This is a genomic window from Bradyrhizobium sp. CCBAU 45321, from assembly GCF_028128975.1.
Classification (GTDB): Bacteria; Pseudomonadota; Alphaproteobacteria; order Rhizobiales; family Xanthobacteraceae; genus Bradyrhizobium; species Bradyrhizobium yuanmingense.
In genome coordinates this window covers 65,181-92,105 of sequence record NZ_LFKZ01000124.1, presented here as the reverse complement: position 1 = coordinate 92,105, position 26,925 = coordinate 65,181, and the positions used below count along the sequence as shown (strand labels likewise).

The 26,925-nt window shown below is 60.0% G+C and carries 22 protein-coding genes and 5 pseudogenes; 23 read left to right on the top strand and 4 right to left on the bottom strand.

The features are described from left to right. Positions 1 to 60 precede the first annotated feature (60 nt). Entirely contained in the window at positions 61 to 1,257 is a 1,197-nt protein-coding gene (locus tag ACM43_RS20605) for an acetyl-CoA C-acyltransferase (protein WP_271542436.1), read from the bottom strand. A gap of 161 nt (positions 1,258 to 1,418) precedes the next feature. Here ACM43_RS20605 and ACM43_RS20600 point away from each other — a divergent pair, with 161 nt between their 5' ends. The 4 genes from ACM43_RS20600 to ACM43_RS20585 all read left to right on the top strand — a co-directional run bounded on the left by ACM43_RS20600 (position 1,419) and on the right by ACM43_RS20585 (position 5,989). Beyond that, complete coding sequence (locus ACM43_RS20600) at positions 1,419 to 2,042, top strand: TetR/AcrR family transcriptional regulator (protein ID WP_271542434.1); 624 nt, start codon at positions 1,419 to 1,421, stop codon at positions 2,040 to 2,042. A 14-nt stretch (positions 2,043 to 2,056) separates the two neighbouring features. Beyond that, positions 2,057 to 4,378, top strand: a complete 2,322-nt coding sequence (locus ACM43_RS20595) for a molybdopterin-dependent oxidoreductase (RefSeq protein ID WP_271542432.1) — start codon at positions 2,057 to 2,059, stop codon at positions 4,376 to 4,378. Positions 4,379 to 4,395: 17 nt separating this feature from the next. Then, the gene (locus ACM43_RS20590; protein WP_271542431.1) at positions 4,396 to 5,100 is read left to right on the top strand and encodes an SDR family NAD(P)-dependent oxidoreductase; all 705 of its coding nucleotides are present in this window, start codon (positions 4,396 to 4,398) and stop codon (positions 5,098 to 5,100) included. A gap of 67 nt (positions 5,101 to 5,167) precedes the next feature. Continuing rightward, a complete protein-coding gene (locus ACM43_RS20585) occupies positions 5,168 to 5,989 on the top strand; it encodes an enoyl-CoA hydratase-related protein (RefSeq protein ID WP_271542429.1) in 822 nt (273 codons plus the stop codon). 75 nt (positions 5,990 to 6,064) lie between these two features. Here ACM43_RS20585 and ACM43_RS20580 read toward each other — a convergent pair whose 3' ends face one another. After that, positions 6,065 to 6,496, bottom strand: coding sequence for a winged helix-turn-helix transcriptional regulator (locus ACM43_RS20580; RefSeq protein ID WP_271542427.1), 432 nt, complete (start codon positions 6,494 to 6,496; stop codon positions 6,065 to 6,067). A 159-nt stretch (positions 6,497 to 6,655) separates the two neighbouring features. Here ACM43_RS20580 and ACM43_RS20575 point away from each other — a divergent pair, with 159 nt between their 5' ends. The 7 genes from ACM43_RS20575 (at position 6,656) to ACM43_RS20545 (ending at position 14,527) form a co-directional block, all read left to right on the top strand. Continuing rightward, positions 6,656 to 7,519 (top strand): alpha/beta fold hydrolase, encoded by an 864-nt coding sequence (locus ACM43_RS20575; RefSeq protein WP_271542785.1) that lies wholly within the window; start codon positions 6,656 to 6,658, stop codon positions 7,517 to 7,519. A gap of 34 nt (positions 7,520 to 7,553) precedes the next feature. Next, positions 7,554 to 8,558: an NADP-dependent oxidoreductase gene (locus tag ACM43_RS20570; RefSeq protein ID WP_271542425.1), complete on the top strand. Its 1,005-nt coding sequence runs from the start codon at positions 7,554 to 7,556 to the stop codon at positions 8,556 to 8,558. Positions 8,559 to 8,633: 75 nt separating this feature from the next. Then, complete coding sequence (locus ACM43_RS20565; RefSeq protein ID WP_271542423.1) at positions 8,634 to 9,413, top strand: SDR family oxidoreductase; 780 nt, start codon at positions 8,634 to 8,636, stop codon at positions 9,411 to 9,413. Between the two features lie 230 nt (positions 9,414 to 9,643). Next, positions 9,644 to 11,239: a class I adenylate-forming enzyme family protein gene (locus ACM43_RS20560; protein ID WP_271542421.1), complete on the top strand. Its 1,596-nt coding sequence runs from the start codon at positions 9,644 to 9,646 to the stop codon at positions 11,237 to 11,239. A gap of 78 nt (positions 11,240 to 11,317) precedes the next feature. Further along, the gene (locus tag ACM43_RS20555) at positions 11,318 to 12,517 is read left to right on the top strand and encodes an ABC transporter substrate-binding protein (protein ID WP_271542419.1); all 1,200 of its coding nucleotides are present in this window, start codon (positions 11,318 to 11,320) and stop codon (positions 12,515 to 12,517) included. A gap of 68 nt (positions 12,518 to 12,585) precedes the next feature. Beyond that, a complete protein-coding gene (locus tag ACM43_RS20550) occupies positions 12,586 to 13,686 on the top strand; it encodes an NADH:flavin oxidoreductase (RefSeq protein ID WP_271542417.1) in 1,101 nt (366 codons plus the stop codon). Between the two features lie 49 nt (positions 13,687 to 13,735). Continuing rightward, a complete protein-coding gene (locus ACM43_RS20545) occupies positions 13,736 to 14,527 on the top strand; it encodes a crotonase/enoyl-CoA hydratase family protein (protein WP_271542415.1) in 792 nt (263 codons plus the stop codon). Here the strand turns inward: ACM43_RS20545 and ACM43_RS20540 are convergent. Further along, entirely contained in the window at positions 14,454 to 14,822 is a 369-nt protein-coding gene (locus ACM43_RS20540; protein ID WP_271542413.1) for a MaoC/PaaZ C-terminal domain-containing protein, read from the bottom strand. The genes ACM43_RS20545 and ACM43_RS20540 overlap by 74 nt on opposite strands. 139 nt (positions 14,823 to 14,961) lie before the next feature. On the opposite strand from ACM43_RS20540, the gene ACM43_RS20535 reads away from it, so the two are divergent. The 8 genes and pseudogenes from ACM43_RS20535 (at position 14,962) to ACM43_RS20500 (ending at position 22,337) form a co-directional block, all read left to right on the top strand. Beyond that, the gene (locus ACM43_RS20535) at positions 14,962 to 16,026 is read left to right on the top strand and encodes a LysR family transcriptional regulator (protein ID WP_271542411.1); all 1,065 of its coding nucleotides are present in this window, start codon (positions 14,962 to 14,964) and stop codon (positions 16,024 to 16,026) included. A gap of 124 nt (positions 16,027 to 16,150) precedes the next feature. After that, a complete protein-coding gene (locus ACM43_RS20530) occupies positions 16,151 to 16,687 on the top strand; it encodes a hypothetical protein (protein WP_271542789.1) in 537 nt (178 codons plus the stop codon). A 444-nt stretch (positions 16,688 to 17,131) separates the two neighbouring features. Next, positions 17,132 to 17,557: pseudogene (locus tag ACM43_RS20525) on the top strand (transposase); the annotation flags it as partial. Next, positions 17,550 to 17,816: pseudogene (locus ACM43_RS20520) on the top strand (glycosidase); the annotation flags it as partial. The pseudogenes ACM43_RS20525 and ACM43_RS20520, both read left to right, overlap by 8 nt. Positions 17,817 to 18,563: 747 nt before the next feature. Continuing rightward, positions 18,564 to 18,980 (top strand): annotated as a pseudogene (locus tag ACM43_RS20515) (transposase); the annotation flags it as partial. A 384-nt stretch (positions 18,981 to 19,364) separates the two neighbouring features. Beyond that, positions 19,365 to 19,682, top strand: coding sequence for a co-chaperone GroES (locus ACM43_RS20510; protein WP_247419046.1), 318 nt, complete (start codon positions 19,365 to 19,367; stop codon positions 19,680 to 19,682). 141 nt (positions 19,683 to 19,823) lie between these two features. Next, positions 19,824 to 21,461: a chaperonin GroEL gene (groL, locus tag ACM43_RS20505; RefSeq protein ID WP_271542409.1), complete on the top strand. Its 1,638-nt coding sequence runs from the start codon at positions 19,824 to 19,826 to the stop codon at positions 21,459 to 21,461. A gap of 492 nt (positions 21,462 to 21,953) precedes the next feature. Next, positions 21,954 to 22,337 carry a hypothetical protein gene (locus ACM43_RS20500; protein ID WP_271542407.1) on the top strand — a complete coding sequence of 128 codons (384 nt, stop codon included), beginning with the start codon at positions 21,954 to 21,956 and terminating at the stop codon, positions 22,335 to 22,337. Positions 22,338 to 22,673: 336 nt separating this feature from the next. Here ACM43_RS20500 and ACM43_RS20495 read toward each other — a convergent pair whose 3' ends face one another. Further along, entirely contained in the window at positions 22,674 to 22,961 is a 288-nt protein-coding gene (locus ACM43_RS20495) for a DUF1488 domain-containing protein (protein WP_333919549.1), read from the bottom strand. Between the two features lie 755 nt (positions 22,962 to 23,716). Between ACM43_RS20495 and ACM43_RS38980 the strand changes: the two are divergent. The 4 genes and pseudogenes from ACM43_RS38980 to ACM43_RS20475 form a co-directional block, all read left to right on the top strand. After that, positions 23,717 to 23,932: pseudogene (locus ACM43_RS38980) on the top strand (sensor histidine kinase); the annotation flags it as partial. Between the two features lie 15 nt (positions 23,933 to 23,947). Further along, a complete protein-coding gene (locus tag ACM43_RS20485) occupies positions 23,948 to 24,142 on the top strand; it encodes a hypothetical protein (protein WP_271542405.1) in 195 nt (64 codons plus the stop codon). Between the two features lie 84 nt (positions 24,143 to 24,226). Then, positions 24,227 to 25,165 (top strand): slipin family protein, encoded by a 939-nt coding sequence (locus ACM43_RS20480; RefSeq protein ID WP_271542403.1) that lies wholly within the window; start codon positions 24,227 to 24,229, stop codon positions 25,163 to 25,165. Positions 25,166 to 25,458: 293 nt separating this feature from the next. Then, positions 25,459 to 26,209, top strand: a pseudogene (locus tag ACM43_RS20475) (fatty acid desaturase). Positions 26,210 to 26,925 lie beyond the last annotated feature (716 nt).

Sequence of the window (26,925 nt, the reverse complement as noted above, 5' to 3'; positions counted from 1 at the left end):
CGGCGAGTGAGGCGGTTCGCGCCGCTCGCCGACTTCGTTCTTGTCCGCCCAGCCGTGTTATCAGCGGACGATGCGTTCGACTGCTATGGCCGTAGCTTCGCCGCCGCCGATGCAGAGTGACGCGACGCCGCGCTTGAGGTTCCGCGTTTCGAGCGCGTGAAGCATCGTCACGATCAGCCGCGCACCGGTGGCACCGATGGGATGACCGAGCGCGCAGGCGCCGCCGTTGACGTTCAGCTTCTCCCTGGGGATACCGAGATCCTTCTGCGCCGCCATCGCTACGACCGCAAATGCCTCATTAATCTCGAACAGATCGACGTCGCCAACGCTCCAGCCAACCTTGTCCACCAGCTTGCGAATAGCCGGGATGGGGGCCGTGGTGAACCATTGTGGTTCCTGGCTGTGGGTGGCATGGCCCTTGATCTCGGCGAGCACCGGGAGGCCGTCGCGATCGGCCAGCGAGCGTTTCGCCAAGATGAGCGCCGCAGCGCCGTCAGCATTGGCGGATGAGGCTGCGGGCGTGATGGTGCCGTTGGCGCGGAATGCGGCTTTCAGCCCCGGGATTTTGGCGGGATCCACTTTGAGCGGATGCTCGTCGTTCGAGATGATCCGGGGCCCGGCCTTCTCGGTCAACGTGATTGGAGCAATCTCAGCCTTGAACGCGCCGCCTTCAACCGCCTTGCGGGCGCGGCTCAAGGTCTCGATCGCATAGTCGTCCTGGTCTTTGCGGGTGAATTGATAGGCCTCCGCCGTGGCCTCGCCAAAGTCGCCCATCGAGCGTCCGGTCTCGTAGGCGTCTTCCAACCCGTCCATCAGCATGTGGTCGATGATGCGGTCGTGGCCAGCGCGATAGCCGCCGCGTGCCTTGGCCAGCAAATAGGGTGCATTGCTCATGCTCTCCATGCCGCCAGACAGAACGATCTCGGCGGAGCCCGCATTGATGATATCGTGAGCCAGCATGGTGGCCTTCATGCCGGAGCCGCAGACCTTGTTGATGGTGGTGGCGCCGGTGGCATCCGGCAATTTGGCGCCGCGCGCGGCCTGGCGTGCCGGCGCCTGGCCTTGTCCGGCTGGCAACACGTTGCCCATGAAAACCTCGTCGATCCGCTCGGGCGCCAGTTTGGCTCGTTCGAGAGCAGATCCGATCACATGGGAACCGAGCTTGTGGGCACTGAGTGGCGAGAGCTCGCCCATGAAGCGGCCGAGCGGCGTACGGACCGCGGAGAGGATGACGACGGGATCGGAAGCGGCGGCCATGGCGAATTCTCCTGTTGATCACTTCGTTATATGACGATAGTCATATAACATGGGCGACATTGCAATGAAATATTGCCGTCGCTCCAAAAGCGCGGTCCAGAAGCGCTGGTGGATGGGATCGGTCGAGCAGCCGGTCACCGAACAACTTGCACGGAGGGGAGATGCGTTACGTAGGAGACCACAGGCGCCAGACCCACAGCCGGATCGTTGAAAGTGCCTCCTACGGCTTGCGTCAAAACGGTGCCGAGGGACTTAGTGTCGTCGAGTTGATGAAACTCGCCGGTCTTACGCATGGCGGATTCTATAATCACTTCGAGTCGCGTGCCGCGCTTGTTGGCGAGGCAATTGCGTTTGCGATGGATCAAACGGCCGAGCGGTGGAAAAAGCTGGCGAACCGGAAGGCGAACGAGGACCGTTTCGAGACTTTGATCGCCGATTATCTCAGTTCCCGCCACCGCGACAATCCCAGACAAGGCTGCGCGCTTCCAGCCCTGGCCGCTGATGTCGCTCGATCGAGCCCGAGGGAGCAACGGGCGCTTGCGTCCAAGCTGGAGAAGATGATCGAGATCCTGGTCGAAATGCTTCCTGCCGAGGGTCCTCAACAGGCACGCCAAATCGCGACGAGCGCCATTGCGACCATGGTTGGATCGATCATGCTCTCGCGTGCTGTCGGCGCCGGGAAGCTTTCCGACGATATTCTCGACGCCGGACGGATGTCTGTCTGCGGCCCGGTTCACAAGCGACAGCGCAGAACAGCAAAGGCGATGAGCTGCGACAAACCATAATCTGGGAGGTGCCCATGACGGCCGGCAAGTGGCTCAAGACAGCCTGCAACCTGTGTTACGTAAACTGCGGCATCGAGGTCTGGGTGAATGAGGGGCGTCTCGAGAAGGTACGAGGCGACCGTTCAAACCCGAAGTCGCAAGGCTATTTGTGCAACAAGGCAGCGCGCATTCCCTACTATGCGCATCACAGGGATCGGCTCACGACCCCGCTGCGTCGTCGCGCCGATGGCGGCTTTGATGAAATCGAGTGGGACGTCGCGATCGCTGAAATCGCGGAGCGGCTTCGAGACGTCGTCGACAGGTATGGCGGCAAGAGTATTGCCCTTTATGGCGGCGGCGGGCAGGGCAACCACGCCGGCGGTGCCTACGCCAGTGGCTTGTTGCGTGCGCTGGGCTCGCGCAGCGTCTTCAACGCGCTTTCGCAGGAAAAAACCGGCGATTTCTGGGTCAATGGCCACATGTTCGGCAGCCAAACCTGCCACACGTCAGAGGACGTCCATCATTGCGATCTCCTGCTCGTCATCGGGGCAAATCCCTGGATCGCGCACGGCTTCCCCAATGCGCGCGACCATCTCAATCAGATCCGCAAGGATCCCGCACGCAAGCTGATCGTCATCGACCCCCGTCGAACCGAAACCGCAGAGATGGCGGATCTGCATCTTGCGGTTCGCCCCGGTGCCGATGCGTTTCTGCTTGGCGCGCTGCTGGCCACGCTCGTCCGTTCCGACCGGATCGACCATGCGTTCATCGAGGCGCACACGATCGGCTTCGCGGAAGTGAGGCAAGCGCTATTGAACATCCCCGTCGAGGAATGGGCGGCCGCCGCCGATATCTCGATCGCGGAGCTGGAGAGCTGCGCCGCGATGATCGCAGCCGCGAAGGCCATGGTGGTTCGGGTTGAACTCGGCATCCAGCAAGGCGTCAACTCGACACTCAACTCCTATCTTGAAAAGCTCTTGATCATGCTTTCCGGCAATTTCGGTCGTGAAGGTACCAACCAATTGCATAGCTGGCTTCAACCGCTATGGGGAAACTCTCCGAACCAGACATTCGCGCCGACCGGCGACGCGATCATTGGGGGCTTGTTGCCGCCCAACATTTTCCCCGAGGCGGTACTCAAGGATCATCCGGAGCGGTTGCGTTGCGTCTGGATCGACAGCTCCAATCCCGCCAACACCGCCGCAAATACCGTGGCGATGGAACGCGCGTTGCAATCGCTAGAGCTATGCGTTGTGGTCGACGTTGCGATGACCGAAACCGCACGGCTCGCGCACTACGTTCTCCCGGCCTCCACACAATACGAAAAGACCGAATTTACTCTGTTCAACTTCGAATTTCCGACCAACTATTTTCATGTCCGCGCCGGTGTTCTGCCGCCACTTGCCGGCACCTTGCCGGAGCCCGAGATTTACACGCGGCTTGCCGTCGCCCTGGGGCTTCTGCCGGGTGACAATGTGCTCGCGCCGCTACGCGAAATAGCACGGCGCTCGCGACCTGAATTCGCCGCGGCCTTTCGTGCTTTCATCGCGGAGAACCCTGCGGCAGTGCCTGCCCTGGTGCTCTACCATACGCTGGGGCAGACGCTTCCGGACGGTACCGCGGCAGCGGCGCCGATGTGGAGCGCGGCGCAGGCTTGCGCAAAGCGATCGCCGCAAGCGGTGCGGCGGGCGATCGGCGCATCCGAACAGGTGGCGGACCATCAGCTCGGAGATCTCCTGTTCGACACCATCGTGGCCTCCCGGCAAGGCACGGCGGTTACACGGCACGAGTATGACGAGGTCTGGTCACTGATCGGCCATTCGGATCGCAAGGTTCGCCTGATCGTCCCGCAGATGCTGGAATGGCTGGCGCGTCTCGATCCGCAAGCCGCTCGCGCGCCAAGGGAGTTCCCGTTCGTGCTGGCGGCTGGTGGCCGCCGCATGTTCAATGCCAACCAGATCTTTCGCGATCCCGCGTGGCGTCGCGACGACCCGGACGGCGCCCTGTTGATCAATTCGCGCGATCTGAGCGAGTTGGGCGCGAAGGATGGTGACTGGATCGCGGTGGAGTCGGCGGCGGGGCGGCTCGTCGTCCGCTGCAAGGTCGACGACGCCATGCGGAACGGCCAATTGGCGCTGCCGCACGGCTACGGTCAGGCATACCCGACATCGGACGGAGAGCGCCTGATCAACGGACCGCGCATCAATCTGCTCACCGAGAGCGGCAACCGCGATCCCATTGCGGGTACGCCCTACCACAAGAACGTCGCGGTTCGTCTGGCCCTGGTATCCGGGCACGAAGCTGCCGCCTGTCAGTCGCAATCCGAGCGAATTCACATGAGAGCGGCCGGACAATAGCTGGAAGGGAACATCACATGACTGAGAAACCGATCGCGATCGTGACCGGGGTGGGGCCGGGCACGGGAGCTGCCATCGTCAAGCGCTTCTCTGCTGGCGGTTTCCGTATCATCGCGCTTGCTCGCTCTGCGGAGCTCATCGATCGCCTTGCGCAAGAGCTTCCCGACGTGCACGCGATGACCTGCGACGTGTCGGACGAGTGCCAGGTGCGGACTGTGATCACAGACGTAAAGCGGCGTTTCGGCCCGGCTGACGTTCTCATCCACAACGCTGTCGGCGGGGGCTGGGGGAATTTTCGCGAGATTGATCCGAAGTTGTTGAAGGGAAACTTCGAGGTCAACGTGATGGGTTTGTTGTATCTGGCCCGCGAAGTGGTGCCTGACATGATTGATCGCGGCAAGGGCGCAATCCTGGTGACCGGCAACACCTCTTCGATCCGAGGCAAAGCCAATTTCGCCGGCTTCGCACCGACAAAGGCGGCGCAGCGTATTCTGGCCGAGTCGATCGCACGTGACGTGGGACCTCTCGGCGTGCACGTCTCCTACGTTCTCATCGACGCCGTGATCGATACCCCCCGGATGCGCGCGCGGATGAGCGACAAACCGGATGAATTCTTCATCAAGCCGGCGGCGATCGCTAACGAATTATTGCATCTCTACGGTCAGGACCGCTCGGCCTGGTCGTTTCTCACGGAACTGCGGCCATTCAACGAAAATTGGTGATGCTCGAGCACGGACACGGCGCGCTGGGTCACTTGGAGAGATCTCCGCGACTTGAAAGGTCAGAAACATGCCTGATGGATCCATCTCGGTTGATACGGGGACGGACGAACTGCTGTGCGTGATCCGGGATCGCGTCGCGGTGATTACCTTGAACCGACCCCAGGCCCGAAATTCCTTGTCCGATCATCTTACGCCGGCGTTGCGCCGGATGATCAAACAGAATGGAGATGATCCTGAGGTCGGAGCCCTCCTCATAACAGGGGCAGGCACCGCGTTCTGTTCGGGCGGCGACGTCAAGGGAATGGGCGGCAACTCTGCGGTGCCGGCCATGTCGGTCAGCGACAAGGTTGCGCGGTTGCGGGAACGTCAGCGAACCCTGACCGGCGTACTTGTTTCGGTGCGGAAGCCCACCATTGCGGCTTTGCCGGGACCGGCGGCTGGCGCCGGGCTTGCGATCGCACTCGCTTGCGACATTCGTATTGCAGCCGAATCCGCCATCATGACGACCGGGTACGCCAAAATCGCGCTCACCGGCGATTACGGCATTTCTTGGCTGCTGACCCGGCTGGCTGGGACGGCGCGTGCCCGCGAACTGATGTTCTTGTCCGAACGTATCGATGCGCGCCGCTGCGAAGCGCTCGGGCTGGTTAATCGCGTGGTGTCCGATTCCGAGCTGCAGGACGAAGCATTTGCAGTGGCGAGGACGTTGGCGAATGGTCCGGCGAGCGCCTATGCCTCCATGAAAGATAATCTCGCCCTTGCGCTGTCGGCTGACTTCCTGACGTCAATGGATCAGGAGGCCGAGAGGATGGTCGTGGCGGCGGGCACTGCGCAGCACACCGAAGCCGTCCGGGCTTTCATTGAGAAACGTTCTCCCAGTTACAGGTGAAGCCCGCTGGGTTCATTGCGTTGAAGTGCGGTTGGGGGCTACGCTCGCAACCGCGCCAGAGGAATGTACAATAGCTTATTCAGGTTCGGCGATACGAATGGGACGTGTTCCGATCGGAGCGCCGGTGGCGCGGTCGATGGTAAGGGGATCGATCTCCGTTCCGCCCTCGGCGTCGTAGAACCGGATTATCTTGCCCCCACTACGATGCTTGCGTCCCCACGCGCCAATCGCGAAGAGCACCGGCAAAAAGTCGCGCCCGGCTTCCGTCAGCACATATTCGTCCCGTGGCGGACGGTCTGAATAACGACGTTTCTCCAGCAGCCCTTCCTCGACCAGGGCTGAAAGCCGCCCTGTCAGCATCGTTGGCGCGATACCGAGACTCTTACGAAAGTCATCGAAGCGGGTCAGGCCCCCATGGGCGTCGCGCATGATCAACATGCTCCACGCGTCCCCGACAATCGCCAGGCTCCGGGCGATCATACAGGGCTGGGTCGAAAGTTTTTTCATGTAGGTCTCGTTTTAGTAGTGACTTCGTACTAAATTGATAGTAACACATCGCTCGTCGATGTTCCAGAGCAAATTGAGAAGGCCGGAATGAGCAAGACAGAACAGGGAATTGCGCTGATTCCGGGTGGTTCCGGTGCCAGCCGAACGATGGAGCAAGTGATGTCAAACTATGTCAGCCACTCGGGATCGGTCGTGCGCTATGTCGATGCGCCGAATCTCTCGATCAGTGCCGCAGGAATAACCTTTGCCTATCGCGATATCGGTCCGCGCACCGGCGTGCCGCTGATCCTTCTCAACCATTGGGGCGCGGTTCTCGACAATTTCGATCCACGAATCGTCGATGGGCTCGCCACCAGGCATCGCGTGATCGCGATTGACTACCGCGGTATCGGTGCTTCAAGCGGGAAGGCGCCTGTTACGGTTGGCGAAATGGCACGAGACACGATCGCTCTGATCGCCGCGCTGGGCTTTGCAAAAATCGATCTGCTCGGCTTTTCCCTTGGGGGTTTCGTGGCCCAGGATGTCGCGCTGAGAGCCCCTGGCCTGGTGCGGAAGCTGATTCTGACCGGCACGGGTCCGGCAGGCGGCGAAGGTATCGAGAAGGTTGGGCCGGTGTCCTGGCCGCTGATGATCAAGGGCTTGCTGACTTTGCGGGACCCCAAATTCTACCTGTTCTTCACCTCCACGGCCAATGGCCGCCGAGCCGCAAACGAATTTCTCGCAAGGCTGAAGGAGCGCAAGGCAGATCGGGACAAAGCAGCCACACCAGTTGCCCTCTTGCGGCAGCTCAAGGCGATCAAAAGTTGGGGCCAGCAGGCGCCTCAGGATCTCGGCAGCCTCCGCATCCCGGTCCTGATCGCGAATGGCGATAACGACATCATGGTGCCGACCGCAAACAGCACCGACATGGCACAGCGTATCCCGGGCGCACAACTGGTCATCTACGAAGATGCCGGGCATGGGGGGATTTTCCAGTACCACGCCGATTTCGTGCCGAAGGCGCTGTCGTTCCTCGACGCCTGACGCCGCAACCAGATTCCAGATTGGAGATGACATCATGAAGGCATTCGTCGTCGACAAATACGAGAAGAAAGGCGCTGTTCGCCTGGCAACCATGCCGGAGCCGGAGGTGCGGGACGACGATGTCCTGGTTCGGATCCACGCAACAGCCGTGAACGTTCTCGACTCCAAGATCAGGGGTGGGGAATTCAAGCTCATCCTGCCGTATCGTCCGCCTTTCATTCTGGGTCATGACGTTGCCGGAACAGTTGTCAGGGTCGGCCGCAATGTTAGACGGTTCAAGGCGGGCGACGAGGTCTACGCACGGCCGCGCGATCATCGGATCGGAACATTCGCCGAATTCATTGCGATGAACGAAGCCGACGTGGCGCCGAAGCCTGCGAACATCAGCATGGAAGAGGCCGCCTCCATCCCGCTGGTGGGACTGACCGCCTGGCAGGCGCTGGTCGAGGTGGGCAAGCTGAAGCCTGGCCAGAAGGTCTTCATCCAGGCTGGCTCCGGTGGCGTGGGGACTTTCGCGATCCAGCTCGCCAAGCATCTCGGTGCGGTCGTGGCGACGACGACGAGCGCGAAGAATGTCGAGCTGGTCAAAAGTCTCGGCGCGGACCTGGTCATCGACTACAAGACGCAGGATTTCGAGAAGGTCTTGTCGGGCTACGATCTGGTCCTGCACAGCCAGGACGCCAAGACGCTTGAAAAATCTCTGCGCGTGCTTAAGCCGGGCGGCTTGCTCATCTCGATCTCCGGGCCGCCTGACCCGGAATTCGCCAGGGAGCAGGGCATGAACCTCTTCCTGAAACTGGTGATGCGCTTGCTGAGCCGCAGTGTGCGGAAGAAGGCCAGAAAATTCGGTGTGCGCTTCTCATTCCTGTTCATGCGTGCGCAGGGACAGCAACTGAGCGAAATCACGTCCCTGATCGAAACTGGGGTGATCCGTCCGGTCGTGGACAAGGTTTTCCCGTTCGAAAAAACCGGCGACGCGCTCGCCTATGTCGAGACCGGGCGCGCAAAGGGCAAGGTCGTGATTGCCGTGACGCACTAGGTCCCGCAATGACGCTGCTCGCGTTGTGAAGCCCTGACTTGTGACCAACAAGGTAAACACATTGGAGGAAGCAACATGACTGAGTCCCCCCGCGACACTCACACTTCCACACCTGACGTTGCACTCATTGTCGGCGGCGGCCCTGGTATCAGCTCGAGTTGCGCCAGGCTGTTCGCGGAAAACGGGATGCGTGTCGCCGTCGCAGCCAGGAATCCGGAAAAAGCCGTCCTTGAGACACTCGAAAAGATGCACGGCGTGCGTCGGTACGCCTGCGATGCAAGCGAACCGGCGGCCGTGGCGCAGCTATTCAAAGACGTCGCTCAAGAGGTCGGGACGCCAAGGCTTGTCGTGCACAACATCGACGGTCGCGTTTCCGGCATTTTCCGCAAGACGGTGGTCGAGGCCGACCCGGTCATGACGTTCGAGACGCTTCGCAACGCCGCGTTCTCTGCGTTTCTGGTGGGCCAACAGGCCGCTCGGCTGATGCTCGGAAACGAGCCTGATGCCAACGGCGCGCGAGGAACGATCATCTTCACGAACGCCAGCGCGGCGCTCAAGGGCTTTCCATCAGGTGGGCCATTTGCAATGGCATGCCATGCCAAGTCCGGACTCGCGCAAAGCATGGCGAGAGAATTGATGCCGCGTGGAATCCACGTGGCGAATGTGCCGATCGACGCCGCGATCGGCTGGACTCAGGAGGACGGCACCCGGGCGCACCGGCTGGCGGGAACGACTGTCGACGACAACATGGCCGACCCCGCTCATATTGCCGAGACCTATCTGCAACTGCACCGCCAACATCGCTCGACCTGGGCCTTTGAAGTCGTGCTGCGGCCGTGGGTCGAGAAATGGTAGGCGCGCCTAGCTGATCCCTTCGAACGATTCTGAGGAGGTGGACAATTCCAAATTGGAATTCTGTGCATCTATTGGCGACTCCATAGAATATGGCCCGACCGGCCATACAGTCGCCTTGACAGTTCTATTTTAGAACGGTTTACTCCATCTGCCGATAGCAATGAGCGTGCGGACCTCCCGGTCGAAGGGGGCTGCAACGCTGCCGAAAACAAGGCACAGGGGAGGATGGCATGAGGAGCGTGGACGAGCTCACCGCAGCCGAACTGCTGGACGGCCTGCCGTCCAGGGTGCACGAGGTCTACGCGCCGTTCGTGCGGGATATTCCGGATCATCCGGCCTTTATGGAAGGCGGTCGTGCCTGGAGCTACCGGCAGTTCTCGGACGCAGTCGACGCAGCGGCAAAGGATCTCGTCGGTTTGGGCATCAGGTCTGGTGATCGCCTGATCGTTGCCAGCGAGAACAGCGTGGCCCTGGGAGCGATGCTCTTCGCGGCAAGCAAGCTCGATGCCTGGGGCATTCCAGTCAATCCTCGCCTTTCGCCCAGGGAAATCGATCTCATCGGAACGCACAGTGGCGCCAGACGCGTGCTGTTCAACTCGGCGCTGTCGAAGGAAGCGGCCGACCATGCCAGCCGCATCGGTGCGGAAATCGGCGCCGTGGGGCCGTTCGGCGGCATCGGCATCGGTCCTCTCAATGCGGATGCCGAAGCGGAGCCCGTCGAGAAGGATGGCGCCCGCCAGGTCGCAGGCCTTTTATACACCTCGGGCACGACCGGTGCGCCGAAGGGCGTCATGCTGAGCCACCGCAACCTCCTCTTCACCGCAAGGACGTCGGGAATCCTTCGCCGAAGCAGTCCAGGCGACCGCATTTACGGCGTGCTGCCGATGTCGCACATCGTCGGGTATTCGATCCTGCTGATTTCGACGCTGATGCACGGCGGCACGTTGCATGTCGTGGCCAAGGCTGATCCCGCTGCGCTGGCTCATGCCATCGCCGAGGAGGGGATTACGAGCCTGTTCGGCGTGCCTGCCACATATCAGCGGCTGCTTGAGCACAAGGCGGTCAAGGGCATCCAACGGCTCGAACGGGGCAGGATGCGGATCATGGCGGTCGCTGGCGCTCCGCTCGACCTCGATCTCAAGAAGCGGGTCGAGGACGAGTTTGGAATCCCGCTGCTGAACAATTACGGCATAACGGAATGCTCACCAGGCCTCACCGGGGTCCGTTCGGAACAGCCTGTTCCGGACGAGTCGGTCGGCCCGTTTCTTCCCGGCATCGAGCACCGGATCGTGGACGGACAAGGAAAAGAGGTGGCGACCGGTGAGGTGGGCGAATTACACGTTCGAGGTCCGAACATCATGCTGGGCTACTATCGTGCGCCCGACCTGACGGCGGCGGCGATCGATGAGCAGGGATGGTTCAACACGGGAGATCTCGCGCGGGTGAACGGCAAGGGGCATCTCTATATCGCCGGCCGCACCAAGGAGCTTATCATCCGCTCCGGCTTCAACGTTTATCCCGCCGAGGTGGAAGCGGTCCTGAACGCGCACGACCAGGTCGTTCAGTCGGCCGTCGTCGGACGAAAGGTCGAGGGCAACGAGGAGGTCGTCGCGTTCGTTCAGCTTCTCCCCGGTGCGAGCATCAGCGCGGAAGACCTCATGGCGTACACGGCCCAATTGCTCACGTCCTACAAGCGTCCGACCGAATTGATTGTGCTTGACGCTCTGCCCTCGGCCTCCACCGGCAAGATACTGAAACACAAGCTGCGGGAGATGGCGAACGATCAGGCTGCCCCGAAGGCGTCGCGTGCGGCAGCCGCTGGCTGACGGGCGTCAGGTGTGATTTGCACGGCAATATGCCGGTTTAAGAAAGAACGTTAGCGACGGACTTGTCGCCAAAGGGAGATGACAATGTTGAGAAACGCCATGATTGTAGCCGCGCTCGCGGCATCCATAGCCGGCGCGCATGCGCAGACGCCGGGCGTCACCGAATCCGAGATAAAGATAGGAGCGACGTTCCCTTTCAGCGGCCCCGCTTCGCCGCTCAGCAATACCGGAAAGGGCATGATCGCCTACGTCAATTCGATCAATGAGCGTGGCGGCATCAACGGGCGGAAGATAAACCTCGTCACCTACGACGATGCCTACAGTCCCCCCAAGACGGTGGAGCAGACCAGGAAACTCGTGGAAAGTGACGAGGTGGCGTTCCTGTTCGGCCCGCTGGGTACGCCCGGCATCAGCGCTACTATCAAGTACGTCAACGCGAAGAAAGTCCCGCATCTGTTTGTCGTGAGCGGAGTCACAAAATTCACGAACTTCGCTGAATTCCCCATGACCACGACGGGATTGCCGAGCTACGACACCGAGGGACGAATCTACGCGAAATACATCACCCAGACCCGGCCGGACGCGAAGATTGCCATCCTCTACCAGAACGACGATCTGGGTAAGGACTTCGTCAATGCATTCAAGGGCTATTTGAAGGACGATTTCGACAAGAAAGTCGTCGCGTCGTCCTACGAAGTGACGGAGCCGACCATTGATTCCCACGTCGTTTCGCTGAAATCGTCTGGCGCATCGGCGTTTTTGGTGGCCGGCACGCCGAAATTCGCAGCGCAGGCCATCAAGAAGGCCGATGAGATAGCGTGGAAGCCGCTGTTCCTGATCAACTTTGTTTCGAGCTCGGTGTCCTCGACCATCGTCCCCGCAGGACCGGAAAAGGCCGTAGGCATAGTCGCCGCGACAATCACGAAGGATCCGAATGACAAGAAGTGGGCCGACGATCCCGGCATCAAATGGTACCGCGAGTTCTTTACCAAATACCTGCCGGGCGCAGATATCGGAGACAACAATTATCTGTTCGGGACGCAGCAGGGACAGCTCCTGGAGCAGGTACTCAAGCAATGTGGCAACGATCTCTCGCGGGAGAATATCGTCAGGCAATCGCGCAGCATCCGCGGGCTGTCGCTTCCCACTGTTATACCAGGCGTCATCATCAACACGGGCCCCGAAAACAGTACGGCGTATACGCAGCTGCAGCTGCAGCGCTGGAATGGGACCACGTGGGAGCAATTTGGTAGCGTACTCAGCGCCGACGGAAAGTGAATGCACCTTCTGAATGCAGCGCGGGTGATTTGAGCCCGTAACACGACCAGCTTACTCGTGGAGTATGGATGTCCAGCGACGTTCTTTTCCGACCTTTCAAGCTGAAAGGGCTGAACCTGCCGAACCGGGTCGTGATGGCGCCGATGACGCGCTCATTCTCTCCGGGCGGAATCCCGACCGAAGACGTCGCGCGGTATTACCGCCGGCGTGCCGAAGGAGCGGTCGGATTCATCATATCGGAGGGTACGGGCGTGGATCGTCCGGCATCCCTGAACGATCCGAACGTTCCCCGTTTTCACGGGGAGAAGGAGCTGGCGGGGTGGCGGCGTGTGGTCGACGAGGTGCATGCCGCGGGTGGTCTGATGGCACCGCAGTTATGGCACGTCGGAGCCGTTCGCACCCGCGCCCAGGATTGGTCTCCTCCTGGCGCCTACGACAGTCCGTCGGGTCTGTCGCGGCCGGAGAAGAAATTCGGCGAGCCGATGAGCGAAGCGGACATCGCAGACGCGATCCGCGCTTTCGCCGATGCGGCGCTTGCTGCGAAGCGCCTGGGGTTCGAGGCCGTCGAATTGCACGGCGCCCACGGCTATCTAATCGATCAATTCTTCTGGGAAGGCACCAATCGTCGCGAGGATGCCTACGGAGGCAAGGACCTGCCGGGCCGGGCCCGGTTTGCCGCTGATATCGTCCACGCGGTGCGCAAGTCGGTCGGACCGGACTTTCCGATATTGCTCCGCATCAGCCAGTGGAAGCAGCAGGATTACGAAGTGAAGCTGGCCGATACGCCTCGCGCGTTGGAAGCCTGGCTCAAACCTCTGGTCGAGGCGGGGGTCGATATTCTGCACTGCTCGCAACGGCGCTTCTGGGAGCCGGAGTTCGATGGCTCCGATCTGAACTTCGCCGGATGGGCCAAGAAGGTGACGGGCGTGCCGACGATTTCGGTCGGGTCGGTCGGCCTGACCGGCGAGTTCATCGCCGCATATGGCGGGGAGAGCTCCCGTCCGGCGTCCCTCGACGAGCTGATCCGCCGCCTCGATCGCGAGGAGTTCGATCTTGTCGCGGTCGGGCGGGCGCTGCTTCAGGATCCGCAATGGCTCCTGAAGATACGCGAGGGCCGGACGGAGGAATTGATGGCCTTCGAACGGACTGCATTCGCTGCGCTGAGCTAAGGCTGAAAGGGGTGCCTGCAGTCGGCTGGAAGCAATTCGGAGACGAGCAATGAGCGACGCCAAGACCCAAGTCGGCCAGATACGCACCGAAGTGCACGGGCATGTGTTCAAGATCATCATCGACAACGTGGCGAAGAAAAACTCCTTCAGCCCGCAGATGATGGCGCAGATGTCGGATGCGATGACGCTTCTCGATCGCACCGACGATTATTGGGTCGGGGTACTGTGCGCCGAGGGGCCGGATTTCACGGCCGGGCTGGATATGCCGAAATTCTTCGGACCCAAGGCCGAGAATACCGAGCTAAAGCCCGGCAACATCGATGCGTTCGCCTTGAAGAGCCGGTGCCGCAAGCCGATTGTGACGGCCGTGCAGGGGATCTGCTTCACGATCGGAATCGAAATGATGCTGGCTGGCGACATCGTCGTGGCGGCCGACGACGCCAGGTTCTGTCAGATGGAATCCAAGCGCGGGATCGCGCCTCTTGGTGGTGCCCATTTCCGGTATTTGACGCGGGCGGGCTGGGGAGACGCGATGTATCACCTTTTCCTATGTGACGAGTTCGGCGCAGCCCGAGCTCACAAGATCGGGTTCGTTCAGGAAGTCGTTGCACCCGGCCAGCAGATTGCGCGCGCGATGGAGATTGCGAATCTGATCGCCAAGAACGCGCCGATCGGCATTCAGGTGACGAAAGAGGCCGCGTTGAAATACATCGAGGCCGCCGAGAAAGCCGCGATCGATTACATTCCCAAGATCAAGGATCGCGTCTTCAGCAGCGAAGACATGAAAGAAGGCATCCAGTCCTTCGTGGAACGTCGCTCGGCCGTGTTCCGCGGGAAATAGAAATCCGGCGGACCTTGTCCAGACCATAGTTGAAGACGGCAGATGCGTCGACCGGAGCGAGCCCCAGGTCCATGCCAAGCGGTGCAATCAACGACAGGCTCAGGAAGCCGTGGGCAATGGTGCCGCCTGCAGGACTTTCTTTGCTCGCACGCTCTGCGTCGACGTGGATCCACTGGCTGTCTCCGGTGCAGGCGGCGAACTGGTCGATCATGGACTGGTCGATGGTGACCCAATCGGACTTTCCGAGATCCTGGCCCACGAAATCCCTGATCGCTCCAAGTGTGATTTTTGCCATCGCTGGCGTCCGTTGTTTCGACTTTTGGCATATTCCCTTGTACTGCAGGGAAGGCCATGTCGATTTTGTTCAACGGGGACCGTAATCTTGAATAACGACCGCGCTCTGACAGTGTTTTCGTTGCGCAAGGGACGAGAGCATGACCGAGGCAAGCTGGGATTTGTTTCGCTTGTTTTCCGTGGTGGCGCGCACCGGAAGCGTCAACCGTGCCGCGCACGAACTGGGTATGAGTCAGCCGACATTGAGCAGGCGTCTGAAGGAGCTGGAGCGCTACGTGGCCGCTCCCCTGTTCTTTCGCGCATCGTCCGGCGTGAAGCTGACGCGGGAAGGCGAGGACCTGCAACGCTCGGCCGGCGATATGATGCTTGCATTCGAGTCGTTTCATCGTGATCTGCGTTCGCGGGTCGGGCAGCGATCGTCCGTGGTCAGGATATCGGCGACCGAAGGCATGACCAAGCACTGGCTCCTCCCGCGGGTTGCGGAGCTGCGGCGGCGCGATAGCCGAATCTATCTGGAAATAATCTCCACGGTGAACCAGCAGAGCTTGGCAACGAGCGATTTGGATTACGTCATCAGGATGGGAGATCCGGGTGAGAACGATCTCATTGGAAAGCGGGTCGCCGATGTGCCGATGGGGATATTCGCCTCCGAGCAGTACCTTGCCGGACGCTCTGCGCCCCGATCATTGCCTGAGCTGAGGGATCACGACATCATCGGCCATACTGCCGATTTTGTCTCATTTCGCAGTATTCGGCCCAATCAAAGGCATCTATTGGAGTATTTCTCGGAAGCGGCGGGTACTCGCAGCGTCGTTCGGGTCAACCCGGTGGCTAACCATTTTGCCGCCGCCGGTTGCGGCCTCGGGCTTGCGCTTCTTGCCGTCCTGTTCGCGCAGGCCGAGGGGCTGGTTCACGTATTGCCGCAAGAGACAGTCACGATGAACGCATGGTTGCTCCGCAGGCGCGAGAGCGCCGCAATTGAAGTTGCGCGGCTTGAAATTCGCGACGCCATTGGGCGCCGCATGCTGACGGCACAGCGCGGCCTATCGGCAAACGCCGCGTCAGTGCTGACGCAACTTTGCGTTAGCTTGATTTCCTCGCTCGCAGTCGAGGCACGCGCGGGCGCTTCGCGTGCCTCGTTGGATAATGCAGCTGATGCATTGCCACCTTCATCGCCGGGTGCGCCGAATCGTCGACAAATCTAATTGAGAGGGCAGGGCGTTCAGTATAGCTACAGAGTTGTAGTGGGCGCATGGGACAGTCGGGTCGCAGTAATGGCAGATCACTCGCCAGGTGACACCAACGACCGTCGACGAAATCTCGGACGCGATGGAAAAGGTGTTCGGCCGGCACCGCGCCGAGATCAAGTCCATCACCGGCGTCTACAAGCGGGAGGCGTCCACCATGGGTAACCGGGTCGAGAAGGTTCAGGCGATGATCGACGCCTTCGTTCAATCCGCCCTGATGCTGCTTCTCGGCTTCGCGATGTTACGAGGCGCTGCGATCGACGGGCTTAGTCTTGTCAGCCAACAGGTCGTTAATCTCTGGTTTGTACGGCGCCGGGGCATTGCGGCGGCTGCCAGTCTCGGCCTTGCGGCCGATTCCTTCGTCTTTCCCAAGCTGATCGATGGTCTCATCACGCTCACACGAGCAGGTCGGTGCCGGTCGGATCCCTTACCGGGAAAGGCGCTTCCTCATTTGGAAACGTCTGCTAAGCAATTGATTTTTCTAGAGGCGAATGCGGCTATTTTTTCCAAACGCTCATTGGAATCATTGAATAATCAAACAGGTTTTGATTCCGCCATTCGGAGGTTCGATCCCTCCCGCCCCAGCCAGCACTCAAAGCTGCTGAGTTCACTTATATAAACAGCGCTATTTCCGCCAATTTTCTTGGGTGCGTTTGGAAATTGAGTTTCTGGTGCTCGGTCTGGACTCGAACGAAACGACCGTTGGCTTATCTCCGTGGGTCTCATCTCCCAACATATACTGCGGAAGCTGCTCGGGCAGGTCCGTTAAGCCCTCATCGTAGGATGGCGCATTGCGGCGAACAAATCGGACATGGCGGGCGCCTCTCCTGCGCGCGGGTGTGATGGGCTTTGACGGCGTGAAGTAGTTCACGAGCCGCAAGCATCGCCAGGGGTAGCGTTCCTCGGGGGTCGTGTCCCCTGTGGTGGTGTAGCTCGGTAGAGCAAAGCCGCCCGTACGCGCGCCGCAGATAGCGCCGTAGCGGGCGGGCGGCTTTGCGGTGGTCACCGGCGGTTCGCCGATAGGGTCGGGTTGCTGACACCAACCTGATTCGAGGAACCACCGATGACCGATGAGATGATGAACCTCCGCACGCTCGTGGAGAAGACCCCCGATGCGGATCTGCTGCGCGAGATGATCGGCTTTGCGGCCCAGCGATTGATGGAGCTGGAAGTTGAAGGCCAGGCCGGGGCCGCCTACGGCGAGAAGAACCCCGAGCGTCTGGCACAGCGCAACGGCTACCGCGACCGGACCTGGGAGACCCATGCCGGCACGGTCGAGCTTCGCATCCCCAAGCTGCGCAAGGGCTCCTACTTTCCAGGCTTTCTGGAGCCGCGCCGGATGGCCGAGAAGGCGCTCACCGCCGTAGTGCAGGAAGCCTATGTGCCAGGCGTCTCGACCCGCTCGGTCGACGATCTGGTGCAGGCCATGGGGATGAGCGGCATCTCCAAGAGCCAGGTCTCACGGCTGTGCGCGGAGATCGACGCACGGTGTCGGCCCGGTCCGCAAATACTCGATCGGTGCGGCGCTGCTCGACAAGCGCGACCCATCCAAGGTGCTGGCACGTTCGCGCGAGCCGCTATTGCGGCCTGAATCATCCGAGCGCGAAGGATACGTCCCTAACGTCGTTTATACTTGTGGCGGGATGCGGCACAACAACCAGATCATTCTGCCATATGCCGTGTCGGACACATTCTCGAATTTCGCAACGATCGAGATTTCCGAGCTCATGGACGCGATGAAATGCTAGGCGCGGCCTTCGTGGTCGTTGGCGTCAACCGTGTTTCTCAACAACTCGTAGGAACCTAATAGCCAGCTAATGCGAGCAAGGGCGGAAGCACCACTCTCCTGACGTGTTCGTAGCCATCGAGAGGATAATAACAGAGGAATCCAGATGCGTTACATCCAGCTGGCCTTCGATTGTGCTCACTTCCTATTCGAAACGCCACTCGTCTAGCACCCTCCGTGGACTTGACTCGATCCGCGCATCTTAAGCTGATCTCAGGAGCATACATCCAATTCAATAGCTCCTTTTTTTCCCGAGCTACTCCTGCGCCGTGACAGCGGGCCGCACGCTAATTCTTGCGAGCTCGCGACGCTCGTCGTCTGTCAGTTGCCAATTCGCGCACTGGCTGCAAAGCTGCGCGAAAACGTCGTGCAATTGGCTTCGGGCGACCCTGACGATCTCGGTATCGTCGAATTCGCAAGACTTCAGGAAAATTGGCAAGGTAAAACTGGTCTGACGGCTATCGAAACGTCAGGCGAATGTCCTCGCCACGTTCATTCGGCAGAATCATCTCGATGCGTGCGATCGTAATCTCGAACATATTGGTCGTGTCCCCGGAGGTGATGTAGCTCGGTAGAGCAAAGCCGCCCGGACGCGCGCCTCACCTAGCGCCGTAGCGGGCGGGCGGCTTTGCAGTGGTCACCGGCAGTTCTCCGGTAGGATCGGGTTGCGACACGCCAACCCAACCGAGGAAAGCCGACGACCAACGACATGATGAACCTGCGCACGCTCGTAGAGAAGACCCCAGGCGCCGATCTGCTGCGCGAGCTGATCGGCTTTGCTGCCCAGCGTCTGATGGAGATGGAATTCGAAAGCCAGACCGGGGGCGGGCTACGGCGAGAAGGCCCCGAGCGTCTGGCCCAGCGCATGGCTACCGCGACTGGATCTGGGACCCGGGCCGGCGCGATTGAGCTGCGCATTCCCAAGCTGCGCAAGCGGTCCTAATTCCCGGGCTTCCTGGAGCCGCGGCGGATGGCCAAGAAGGCGCTCACCGCCGTGGAGCAGGAAGCCCATGTGCAGGGCGTCTCGACCCGCTCGGTGGACGATCTGGTGCAGGCGATGGGTATGACCGGGATCTCCAAAAGCCAGGTGAGCCGGCTCTGCGGCGAGATCGACGACAGGGTGAATGTGAATAAGCCGAAGTTCGCCCCCCATCGGCTTACAACATTGACCCCATACGTGATGAACATTCCCGTGATCGTTCAATGAATTCGGCTGTGTTGGCGGGGGTCAACCTTCGGCGCCGATCGGGGTCAAACCGCGCGCCGAATAACAGCGGATCTCTGAAAAGGCCGTGCAACTCAAAGCAGAGAAGAGCATAAGATTGCAGAACTCACACCTTTGCATCCCGGCTCCCTAGCCGCCGCGGCCTTGGCAGTTGTGATGCTCTCGGAATATCGATTCAGCACGGTCTTGTACGTCCCCTGCGGCGGCTTATGTGCTGATTAGCACTTGCTGGCCACGACTGCTATTTCATCCAAAGCAACAACAACCAGAAAACAGGAGGACAGCATGAAGTTCCGTCCGCTTCACGACCGCGTTGTGGTCAAGCGCATCGAAGCCGAAGACAAGACCACTGGCGGCATCATCATTCCGGACACTGCCAAGGAAAAACCCTCGCAGGGCGAGATCACGGCGGTTGGTCCAGGCGGCCGCGACGAAGCCGGCAAGCTGATTCCGATAGACCTCCAGGTCGGCGACCGCGTGCTGTTCGGCAAGTGGTCCGGTACTGAGGTCAAGCTCGATGGTCAGGAACTGCTGATCATGAAGGAAAGCGACATTATGGGCGTTCTCGTCGATCTGCCTGCCGCGAAGAAGAAGGTTGCCTAAGCACCAGTCAGTTTTCCTCATCCTGAGCCGTCGGCGCAGCCGGCGTCTCGCAGGATGAGGCCCGCAAGTTCAAATCCCGCTCCTTAAGAGCTCGCCTAGGCGCGATCATTGGGATCTGACCAGTCGAAAACGGAGATCATGATGTCGGCCAAAGAAGTCAAGTTCGGCGTAGATGCCCGCGACAAGATGCTGCGCGGTGTCGAAATTCTCAACAACGCAGTCAAGGTCACGCTCGGTCCCAAAGGCCGCAACGTCGTTCTCGACAAGTCGTTCGGCGCTCCCCGCATCACCAAGGACGGCGTCACCGTCGCCAAGGAGATCGAGCTCGAGGACAAGTTCGAGAACATGGGCGCCCAGATGGTGCGCGAAGTCGCCTCCAAGTCCGCTGATGCCGCCGGCGACGGCACCACGACCGCCACCGTGCTCGCGGCTGCGATCGTCCGTGAAGGCGCCAAGGCGGTTGCCGCCGGCATGAACCCGATGGACCTGAAGCGCGGTATCGACCTCGCCGTGGAAGCCGTCGTTGCGGACCTCGTCAAGAACTCCAAGAAGGTCACCTCGAACGACGAGATCGCCCAGGTGGGCACCATCTCGGCCAACGGCGATGCCGAGATTGGTAAGTTCCTCTCCGACGCCATGAAGAAGGTGGGCAACGAGGGCGTTATCACGGTTGAAGAAGCGAAGTCGCTCGAGACTGAACTCGAGGTCGTCGAAGGTATGCAGTTCGACCGCGGCTATATCTCGCCTTACTTTGTTACCAACGCAGACAAGATGCGCGTTGAGATGGACGACGCCTACGTCCTCATCAATGAGAAGAAGCTGTCTCACCTGAATGAATTGCTTCCGCTGCTCGAAGCCGTGGTGCAGAGCGGCAAGCCGCTTGTGATTATCGCGGAAGACGTCGAAGGCGAAGCGCTCGCCACTCTCGTCGTGAACCGCCTGCGTGGTGGCCTGAAGGTTGCGGCCGTCAAGGCTCCAGGCTTCGGCGATCGCCGCAAGGCCATGCTGCAGGACATCGCGATCCTGACCGGCGGCCAGGCGATCTCGGAAGATCTCGGCATCAAGCTCGAGAACGTCACGCTCAACATGCTCGGTCGCGCCAAGAAGGTGATGATCGACAAGGAGAACACCACCATCGTCAGCGGCGCGGGCAAGAAGGCCGACATCGAGGCGCGCGTCAATCAGCTCAAGGCGCAGATCGAGGAGACCACCTCGGACTACGACCGTGAGAAGCTGCAGGAGCGTCTGGCCAAGCTCGCCGGCGGCGTCGCGGTCATCCGCGTCGGCGGCGCGACCGAGGTCGAGGTGAAGGAGCGCAAGGATCGCGTTGATGACGCGATGCATGCGACCCGCGCGGCGGTCGAGGAAGGCATCCTGCCGGGCGGCGGCGTCGCCCTGCTGCGCGCTTCCGAGCATCTCAAGGGGCTGCGCACCAAGAACGATGACCAGAAGACCGGTGTCGAGATCGTGCGCAAGGCTCTATCGTATCCGGCTCGCCAGATCGCGATCAACGCTGGCGAGGATGGCTCGGTGATCGTCGGGAAGATCCTGGAGAAGGATCAGTACGGCTACGGCTTTGACTCCCAGTCCGGCGAATACGTCAACCTGGTCACCAAAGGCATCATCGACCCGACCAAGGTGGTTCGGGTGGCGATCCAGAACGCGGCCTCAGTCGCGGCTCTCTTGATCACCACCGAAGCCATGGTCGCCGAGGTGCCGAAGAGGAATGCAGGCACCGGCGTGCCTGCGGGCGGCGGCATGGGTGGTATGGATTTCTAAGCGAGCCGGCTCATGACGAAGAATGGCAGAGAAGGAAACGGATGAGCCGAATCCTACAGAGATGCCGAGGTGCCGAGGTGAGCCTTGCTGTCCTATCGGCATCGACCGCGAAGTCCTCAAGCGAAAAGCCCGGCCACGAGAGCCGGGCTGATCGGTAATAATTCCAAGTCAGGCAATGCACGGAAGAAATCGGGGAAAGATGTCGCGTCTGTTCAAAAAGGAACACTCGAACCGATTATTGGCAAGACCGCGCAGTGTAGAGATTTCACAAGGGCGCGACATTTCGGGGAGTCCCGCTCCTGGCCCTTGGCGCAGATACTCGCTGTGAGCATAGGGCGCTGCCGCCAGGCTACGGCGACAAGGCGCATCGTGCCCTCGTAAGAGTGTCCGTATGCGATTGCGTGAGCAATTTGGTACAGACGCCGATCGCTTGACGTGTCTAGCCTCCTTAACGGGTGAGATTCGACTTACCTCTAGGTCAAGGCGAAAACGATGGAAATCTCCAGGGAGACAAAAGCTGCCGTGCGGCCGGCACTGTGGGGAGCCGTGGCCGGAGCAATCGCTCTGGCAATCGTGGGTTTCAGCTGGGGCGGCTGGGTGACGGGTGGGACCGCCGAGGCGCTCGCAAGGAATGGAGCTGCGACGGCTGTCGTCGCAGCTCTCACACCCATCTGCGTTGAGAAGTTTCGACAAGCCGCAGACGCGTCGGCAAACCTGGTCGAAATGAAGAAAGCGACCTATGCATGGGACCAGAGCAAGTTCGTTGAAAAAGGCGGTTGGGCCACCATGCCGGGAAGCACCGAGCCAAACTCGGCCGTTGCAAAAGCTTGTGCCGAATCGCTTGGTAGCAAGAATGCCGCGGAGCTGCGCGGATAGTCAGGAAACTCGTGCGGCGGAAAGACCGCTGCCATTGATGGTTCCCGGCCTCTTCTTGCAGGCACAGGCGGCTTATACCGTCGATTCGATGTGACCATCGCCACTTCCCGGGTGAGAGTCTTTTCTTTCCACGCAACCGTTCCGTGAGCCAGAACGCGAAGAGGAAAATTCCTACACACGACGGAAGTTAATTCGCGCGCAGTGTCGGTTGGGATCTTCCGGCACACGGGTGTCGGCCCAGCGCTATTGTCCAGGTGGGCAGATCAAAGAGTCGACGTTTAGCTGTTCGCCGCGCAATTTCGCTGATGGAGCCCAGCTTGCGCGAGCAGGACCGTTTCAAAAGTTTGCGGCGACCAAATCGTAAGAGCCCCTGCTGCCGCGGCTGTAGATCTTGGCAGCGGCGGCACAGATCAAGTCACGATTGCAATCAAACGCGTTCAGAAAGCCTGGTTCATCGTAGCTGGCATCTGGTTTAAGTCGCTTCAGCGCACCTTCGTTTATGAAGAACGACGCCTCAATAGCGCTGTCGTATCCCCAAAATCGCACGGCGCGCCGCGTGCGATCATAAGAGCGACTGTGATTTGGAAACTCAATCATGGTTGAGCCGATCAGTTGCCGATACACGAGACTCGCGCCTAGCACGATTTGCATCGGAGGTTGGAGCGATTCAGTTGCGCGAACTCTCAAGTGGTTATCTTGGAAGCGTATTACAATGTCGCTCGATGATAACGACAGCAAGAAAGTTGCGCTTGGCCCTCGTCATTCTGCGAATAGGCACTACATCTTAGTCATCACCGCGCGCTCCTCGGCTGTTATCGGTGACTGAGAGCATTGTGCTCCCGCCGCGGCCAAGAGGCGGTCAAATGTCGAATATCTCCAAGTTCAGTGTTCGCGAGTGGATGGTACCTCCCGTATTGCTGCCGATCTTTTTCGTGCTGCTGATCGCTGCTGCAGTGCTGATTCAGTGGTAGTTCCCTCCGGCAGGCGAGCGTCATCAGTTCCAGCCAATGATCCATTCGCCAAGGAAGGGAGCCAAATCGTTTGTTGGCTTCTGAACTGAGCATCAGGGCGGCAAACGCCTCGGATAGAGCTCGCAAGATGCCGCCGGACATCAGAGCGCGGAGGCACTGCAAAAGGTAACAATCCTGGAGAACGCTGCCGAGATGCTCAAGCATCTCGGCTGCAAGGTCGGCGTGTCATCAGAATGACAGGTGAGAGTTGATCCTGTCCGCTCCACCGTTCACGCACGCCGATGGGGTCGGATATTATGAGGAAAGAGCACCTGGGTATGGATCATAGGGGCACCGAGATGCTTGTCCCAGATCGATCGCTCGTACCAGTCTACAGCCGTTTCCCGTAGATGGCCCATCCAATGATGCTGGTCCAGCGCTGATCTTGCACGGCCGTCCGTAGCGCGATCGAAGCCTTCGACAATCCCGATGAGTCGAAATTCTCTCCTCGGGACCCGATAGCCGAATGACGTCGGCTGCCGTCATCGCTGTCGCGATGACGCTTAAGGAGCTTTGCACGAACTCCACGAAGTTTGGCGGCCGGTCGGTCCCGGAGGGCGGGTCGACCTCGTCTGGACAGTGGAAGGCATGTGATACGTCTTGCGGATCGTGGCAGCGGAAAGAATCGGACGACGAAGAATCAAGCTTGCCGCACCGGATGACCAGCTGCTGATCAATATTGCTCACGTTCCAAGAGAATGGGCGCCAGGTGCGGTCAAGGAGTTCGACCCGCATCCGGTGCATCCGGAGCCTGCAGCCTTGTTCAGTCCGCCGTATGAAGTGCTGTCTTTGTAGACTGAGCAATATTGCTCAGCAAAACATCCCGATCTGGATCAATATACTGGTTCGCAGGGGCGAACTCGGCGGAAGGAGCCAACTATGAATCCGATCACCGCATTTCTTGCGATAGCCTGCGTCGCTATCGGCGCGGTGCTTGGCCTGATGGGTTACTTCGCGCTCGGCACCGCTTCGCTGATCGCCGCGATCGTCATCGCCTCCGCGCTGAAGATGGCAAACACCTGGCAGAAGTTCGTTATCCTCCGCGCCGGCAAATTGCGCGGCGTGAAAGGGCCCGGACTTTTCGTGATCATTCCGGTTGTCGATAGTGTCGTTGCCGTCATTGACGAGCGTATCCAGACTACCGCTTTCAGCGCCCAGGAGGCCCTGACGAAGGACACCGTCCCAGTGAACGTGGACGCCATCATTTTTTGGTTCGTCCATGACGCACAGAAGGCGGCCTTGAACATTACGAACTACCGGGAAGCCATCGATCGTGTCGCCCAGACTTCGCTGCGCGAAATGATCGGCTCCTCGATGCTAGCGGCGCTCTTGTCGGAGCGGACCGCCGCTGACCAGCTGTTGCGAAGCGAAATCGGACGCAAAACGGCCGACTGGGGCATCTCAGTGAGGTCAGTCGAGATCCGCGACGTCGCGATCCCGGTGGCTTTGCAGGATGCGATGTCTCGGCAAGCGCAGGCCGAGCGGGAAAAGCAGGCCCGTGTAATCCTCGGATCGGCCGAAGCCGCCATAGCCGGCAAATTCGTCGAGGCGGCCGTGATCTATGCGGGGCGGCCGGCGGCATTGCAGCTCCGCGCCATGAACATCATCTATGAGACAACCAAGGAGCGCGGCACCACGATCCTGATGCCGACATCGATGGTCGACAGCATGAACCCCGTCGTGGCCTTGGCTTTGGCGAGCCAGGACAAGACCGTGTCGGCCGAGAAAACCGGCTCGCTGCCGCTGAGCACCCCGTTCACACAACAGAAAAACGCTTCCAAGGTTGACGAGACTTCGCTTGCTCTCGAGCCAACTTGACACACCAAACGCGGTTTTGGAGCTGTTACTAAGGGACCGTCGGTGGATACGCTCGAACGCACATGTCCGAAAGCAGTCTAGACATGGTTCAAGGCCCCTCAGAAACCCGCGCGTTGGCGCAGTTGCTTGCCCACTATCGCCAACCCAATAACGCGCGCGGTATTTTCGAGCTTTTGATCACAGCAGTACCCTTTTTGGTCATCTGGGCTCTAATGTTGGCCGTTGTTGTCCGCGGCCATTGGATTGGTCTGCTGCTGGCAGCGCCCGCGGCGGGCCTGCTCGTTCGTCTCTTCATGATCCAGCATGACTGCGGCCATGGGTCGTTCTTCCGCGGCCGTCTTGCGAACGATTGGGTCGGCCGAGCCATCGGCGTTATTACCCTAACTCCGTACGATTACTGGCGACGCAACCATGCGCGCCATCACGCGAGTTCGGGTAATCTCGATCATAGGGGCTCCGGCGACATTGATACATTTGACCGTGAGAGAGTTTGCCGCACGGCCTCGATGGCGACAGATCCTCTATCGTCTGTACCGGCATCCGATCGTAATGTTCGGCGCAGGTCCCACATATCTCTTCATTTTGCGGCATCGCTTGCCGATAGGGTCGATGCGCAGCGGCTGGCGGCCCTGGCTAAGTACAATGGGTACGAACGTCACCATCGCGGTTCTGATCGCCGGCATGATTGGGCTGGTTGGCCTTGGGCCATTCCTGCTGGTGCATCTGCCGATCGTGGTTCTGGCTGCGTCAATCGGTGTCTGGCTGTTCTATGTTCAACACCAATTCGAGGAAACATCGTGGTCCCGTGATAAGGCGTGGAGCTTTCACGAAGCTGCGCTGCATGGCAGTTCGCACTATTACTTGCCGGCTGTCTTGCGCTGGTTTACGGCGAACATCGGCGTCCATCACGTCCATCATCTATGCAGTCGAATTCCCTGCTATCGGTTGCCCGACGTACTCCAGGATCATCCGGAACTCGCTGCCGTGGGACGGAATCACGCTTTTGCAAAGCCTGCAGTGTGTGCCGAGGGCCTTGTGGGATGAGAAAGGGCGGCGGCTCGTTTCGTTTCGAGAGGCCCGTCTCCGGCAAAATTTCCAATGTGAGCAATATTGACCAGTGAGCGCGGCATTTTTGAAAGCATACTACCGCTCTGATCGCCAGAGATTGGCCGCCGTTGTCTAACATTCCGTTATTGGCTTGAGGTCTCAAACAGGTTCCCGTAAGCGGCGCATTGAAGCCGTCCTCGAAACGCGCGTTTCAGTCCCGCAGCGATGTGCGATGCGGTCAGGAAAGCGGGCGCGGTTCATTTTCTAGGAGTCGCCTAATGGTTGAAAATGCGCCGCAGAGTAGATTTTTCGTTCGCGCGGGAGGTGTCGGCTGGATGGTCTACGATCGAGAACGCAGGGGGCCGGCTCTGATTGGAACCGATGTGGCGGATCGTTTATCGAAGGAACAAGCAGGACGGGCGTCCGCGATCCTACTTGCTTCAGCACAGAAGACCTGGAGCTGAAAGCTTAAGAGCGGGGCCGCCTCACTTCGCGGACTGACAAGGCTAGCCTCGGGTTTCGCACCATTTGCCGTGCGGGCACAGGCCGCTGAAGTTGGGCCGAGTCATCGGCCCTCTCAGACAATTGTCTCGTTCACGTTAGCACACGTCAAACCACGATGTGCGATTTGATCGCCGCTCGGTCAGCATTTTCTGGCATTTTCTACGTATGAGAGTTATCTTCAGCGTTTCTATCTATGGGAGTTCGCTAGA

What these genes read in the sequence shown, in the direction of transcription:
- ACM43_RS20605 (WP_271542436.1), bottom strand. Translation starts at nt 1,257, where the DNA reads ATGGCCGCCGCTTCCGATCCCGTCGTCATCCTCTCCGCGGTCCGTACG.
- ACM43_RS20600 (WP_271542434.1), top strand. Translation starts at nt 1,419, where the DNA reads ATGCGTTACGTAGGAGACCACAGGCGCCAGACCCACAGCCGGATCGTT.
- ACM43_RS20595 (WP_271542432.1), top strand. Translation starts at nt 2,057, where the DNA reads ATGACGGCCGGCAAGTGGCTCAAGACAGCCTGCAACCTGTGTTACGTA.
- ACM43_RS20590 (WP_271542431.1), top strand. Translation starts at nt 4,396, where the DNA reads ATGACTGAGAAACCGATCGCGATCGTGACCGGGGTGGGGCCGGGCACG.
- ACM43_RS20585 (WP_271542429.1), top strand. Translation starts at nt 5,168, where the DNA reads ATGCCTGATGGATCCATCTCGGTTGATACGGGGACGGACGAACTGCTG.
- ACM43_RS20580 (WP_271542427.1), bottom strand. Translation starts at nt 6,496, where the DNA reads ATGAAAAAACTTTCGACCCAGCCCTGTATGATCGCCCGGAGCCTGGCG.
- ACM43_RS20575 (WP_271542785.1), top strand. Translation starts at nt 6,656, where the DNA reads ATGTCAAACTATGTCAGCCACTCGGGATCGGTCGTGCGCTATGTCGAT.
- ACM43_RS20570 (WP_271542425.1), top strand. Translation starts at nt 7,554, where the DNA reads ATGAAGGCATTCGTCGTCGACAAATACGAGAAGAAAGGCGCTGTTCGC.
- ACM43_RS20565 (WP_271542423.1), top strand. Translation starts at nt 8,634, where the DNA reads ATGACTGAGTCCCCCCGCGACACTCACACTTCCACACCTGACGTTGCA.
- ACM43_RS20560 (WP_271542421.1), top strand. Translation starts at nt 9,644, where the DNA reads ATGAGGAGCGTGGACGAGCTCACCGCAGCCGAACTGCTGGACGGCCTG.
- ACM43_RS20555 (WP_271542419.1), top strand. Translation starts at nt 11,318, where the DNA reads ATGACAATGTTGAGAAACGCCATGATTGTAGCCGCGCTCGCGGCATCC.
- ACM43_RS20550 (WP_271542417.1), top strand. Translation starts at nt 12,586, where the DNA reads ATGTCCAGCGACGTTCTTTTCCGACCTTTCAAGCTGAAAGGGCTGAAC.
- ACM43_RS20545 (WP_271542415.1), top strand. Translation starts at nt 13,736, where the DNA reads ATGAGCGACGCCAAGACCCAAGTCGGCCAGATACGCACCGAAGTGCAC.
- ACM43_RS20540 (WP_271542413.1), bottom strand. Translation starts at nt 14,822, where the DNA reads ATGGCAAAAATCACACTTGGAGCGATCAGGGATTTCGTGGGCCAGGAT.
- ACM43_RS20535 (WP_271542411.1), top strand. Translation starts at nt 14,962, where the DNA reads ATGACCGAGGCAAGCTGGGATTTGTTTCGCTTGTTTTCCGTGGTGGCG.
- ACM43_RS20530 (WP_271542789.1), top strand. Translation starts at nt 16,151, where the DNA reads ATGGAAAAGGTGTTCGGCCGGCACCGCGCCGAGATCAAGTCCATCACC.
- ACM43_RS20510 (WP_247419046.1), top strand. Translation starts at nt 19,365, where the DNA reads ATGAAGTTCCGTCCGCTTCACGACCGCGTTGTGGTCAAGCGCATCGAA.
- groL (WP_271542409.1), top strand. Translation starts at nt 19,824, where the DNA reads ATGTCGGCCAAAGAAGTCAAGTTCGGCGTAGATGCCCGCGACAAGATG.
- ACM43_RS20500 (WP_271542407.1), top strand. Translation starts at nt 21,954, where the DNA reads ATGGAAATCTCCAGGGAGACAAAAGCTGCCGTGCGGCCGGCACTGTGG.
- ACM43_RS20480 (WP_271542403.1), top strand. Translation starts at nt 24,227, where the DNA reads ATGAATCCGATCACCGCATTTCTTGCGATAGCCTGCGTCGCTATCGGC.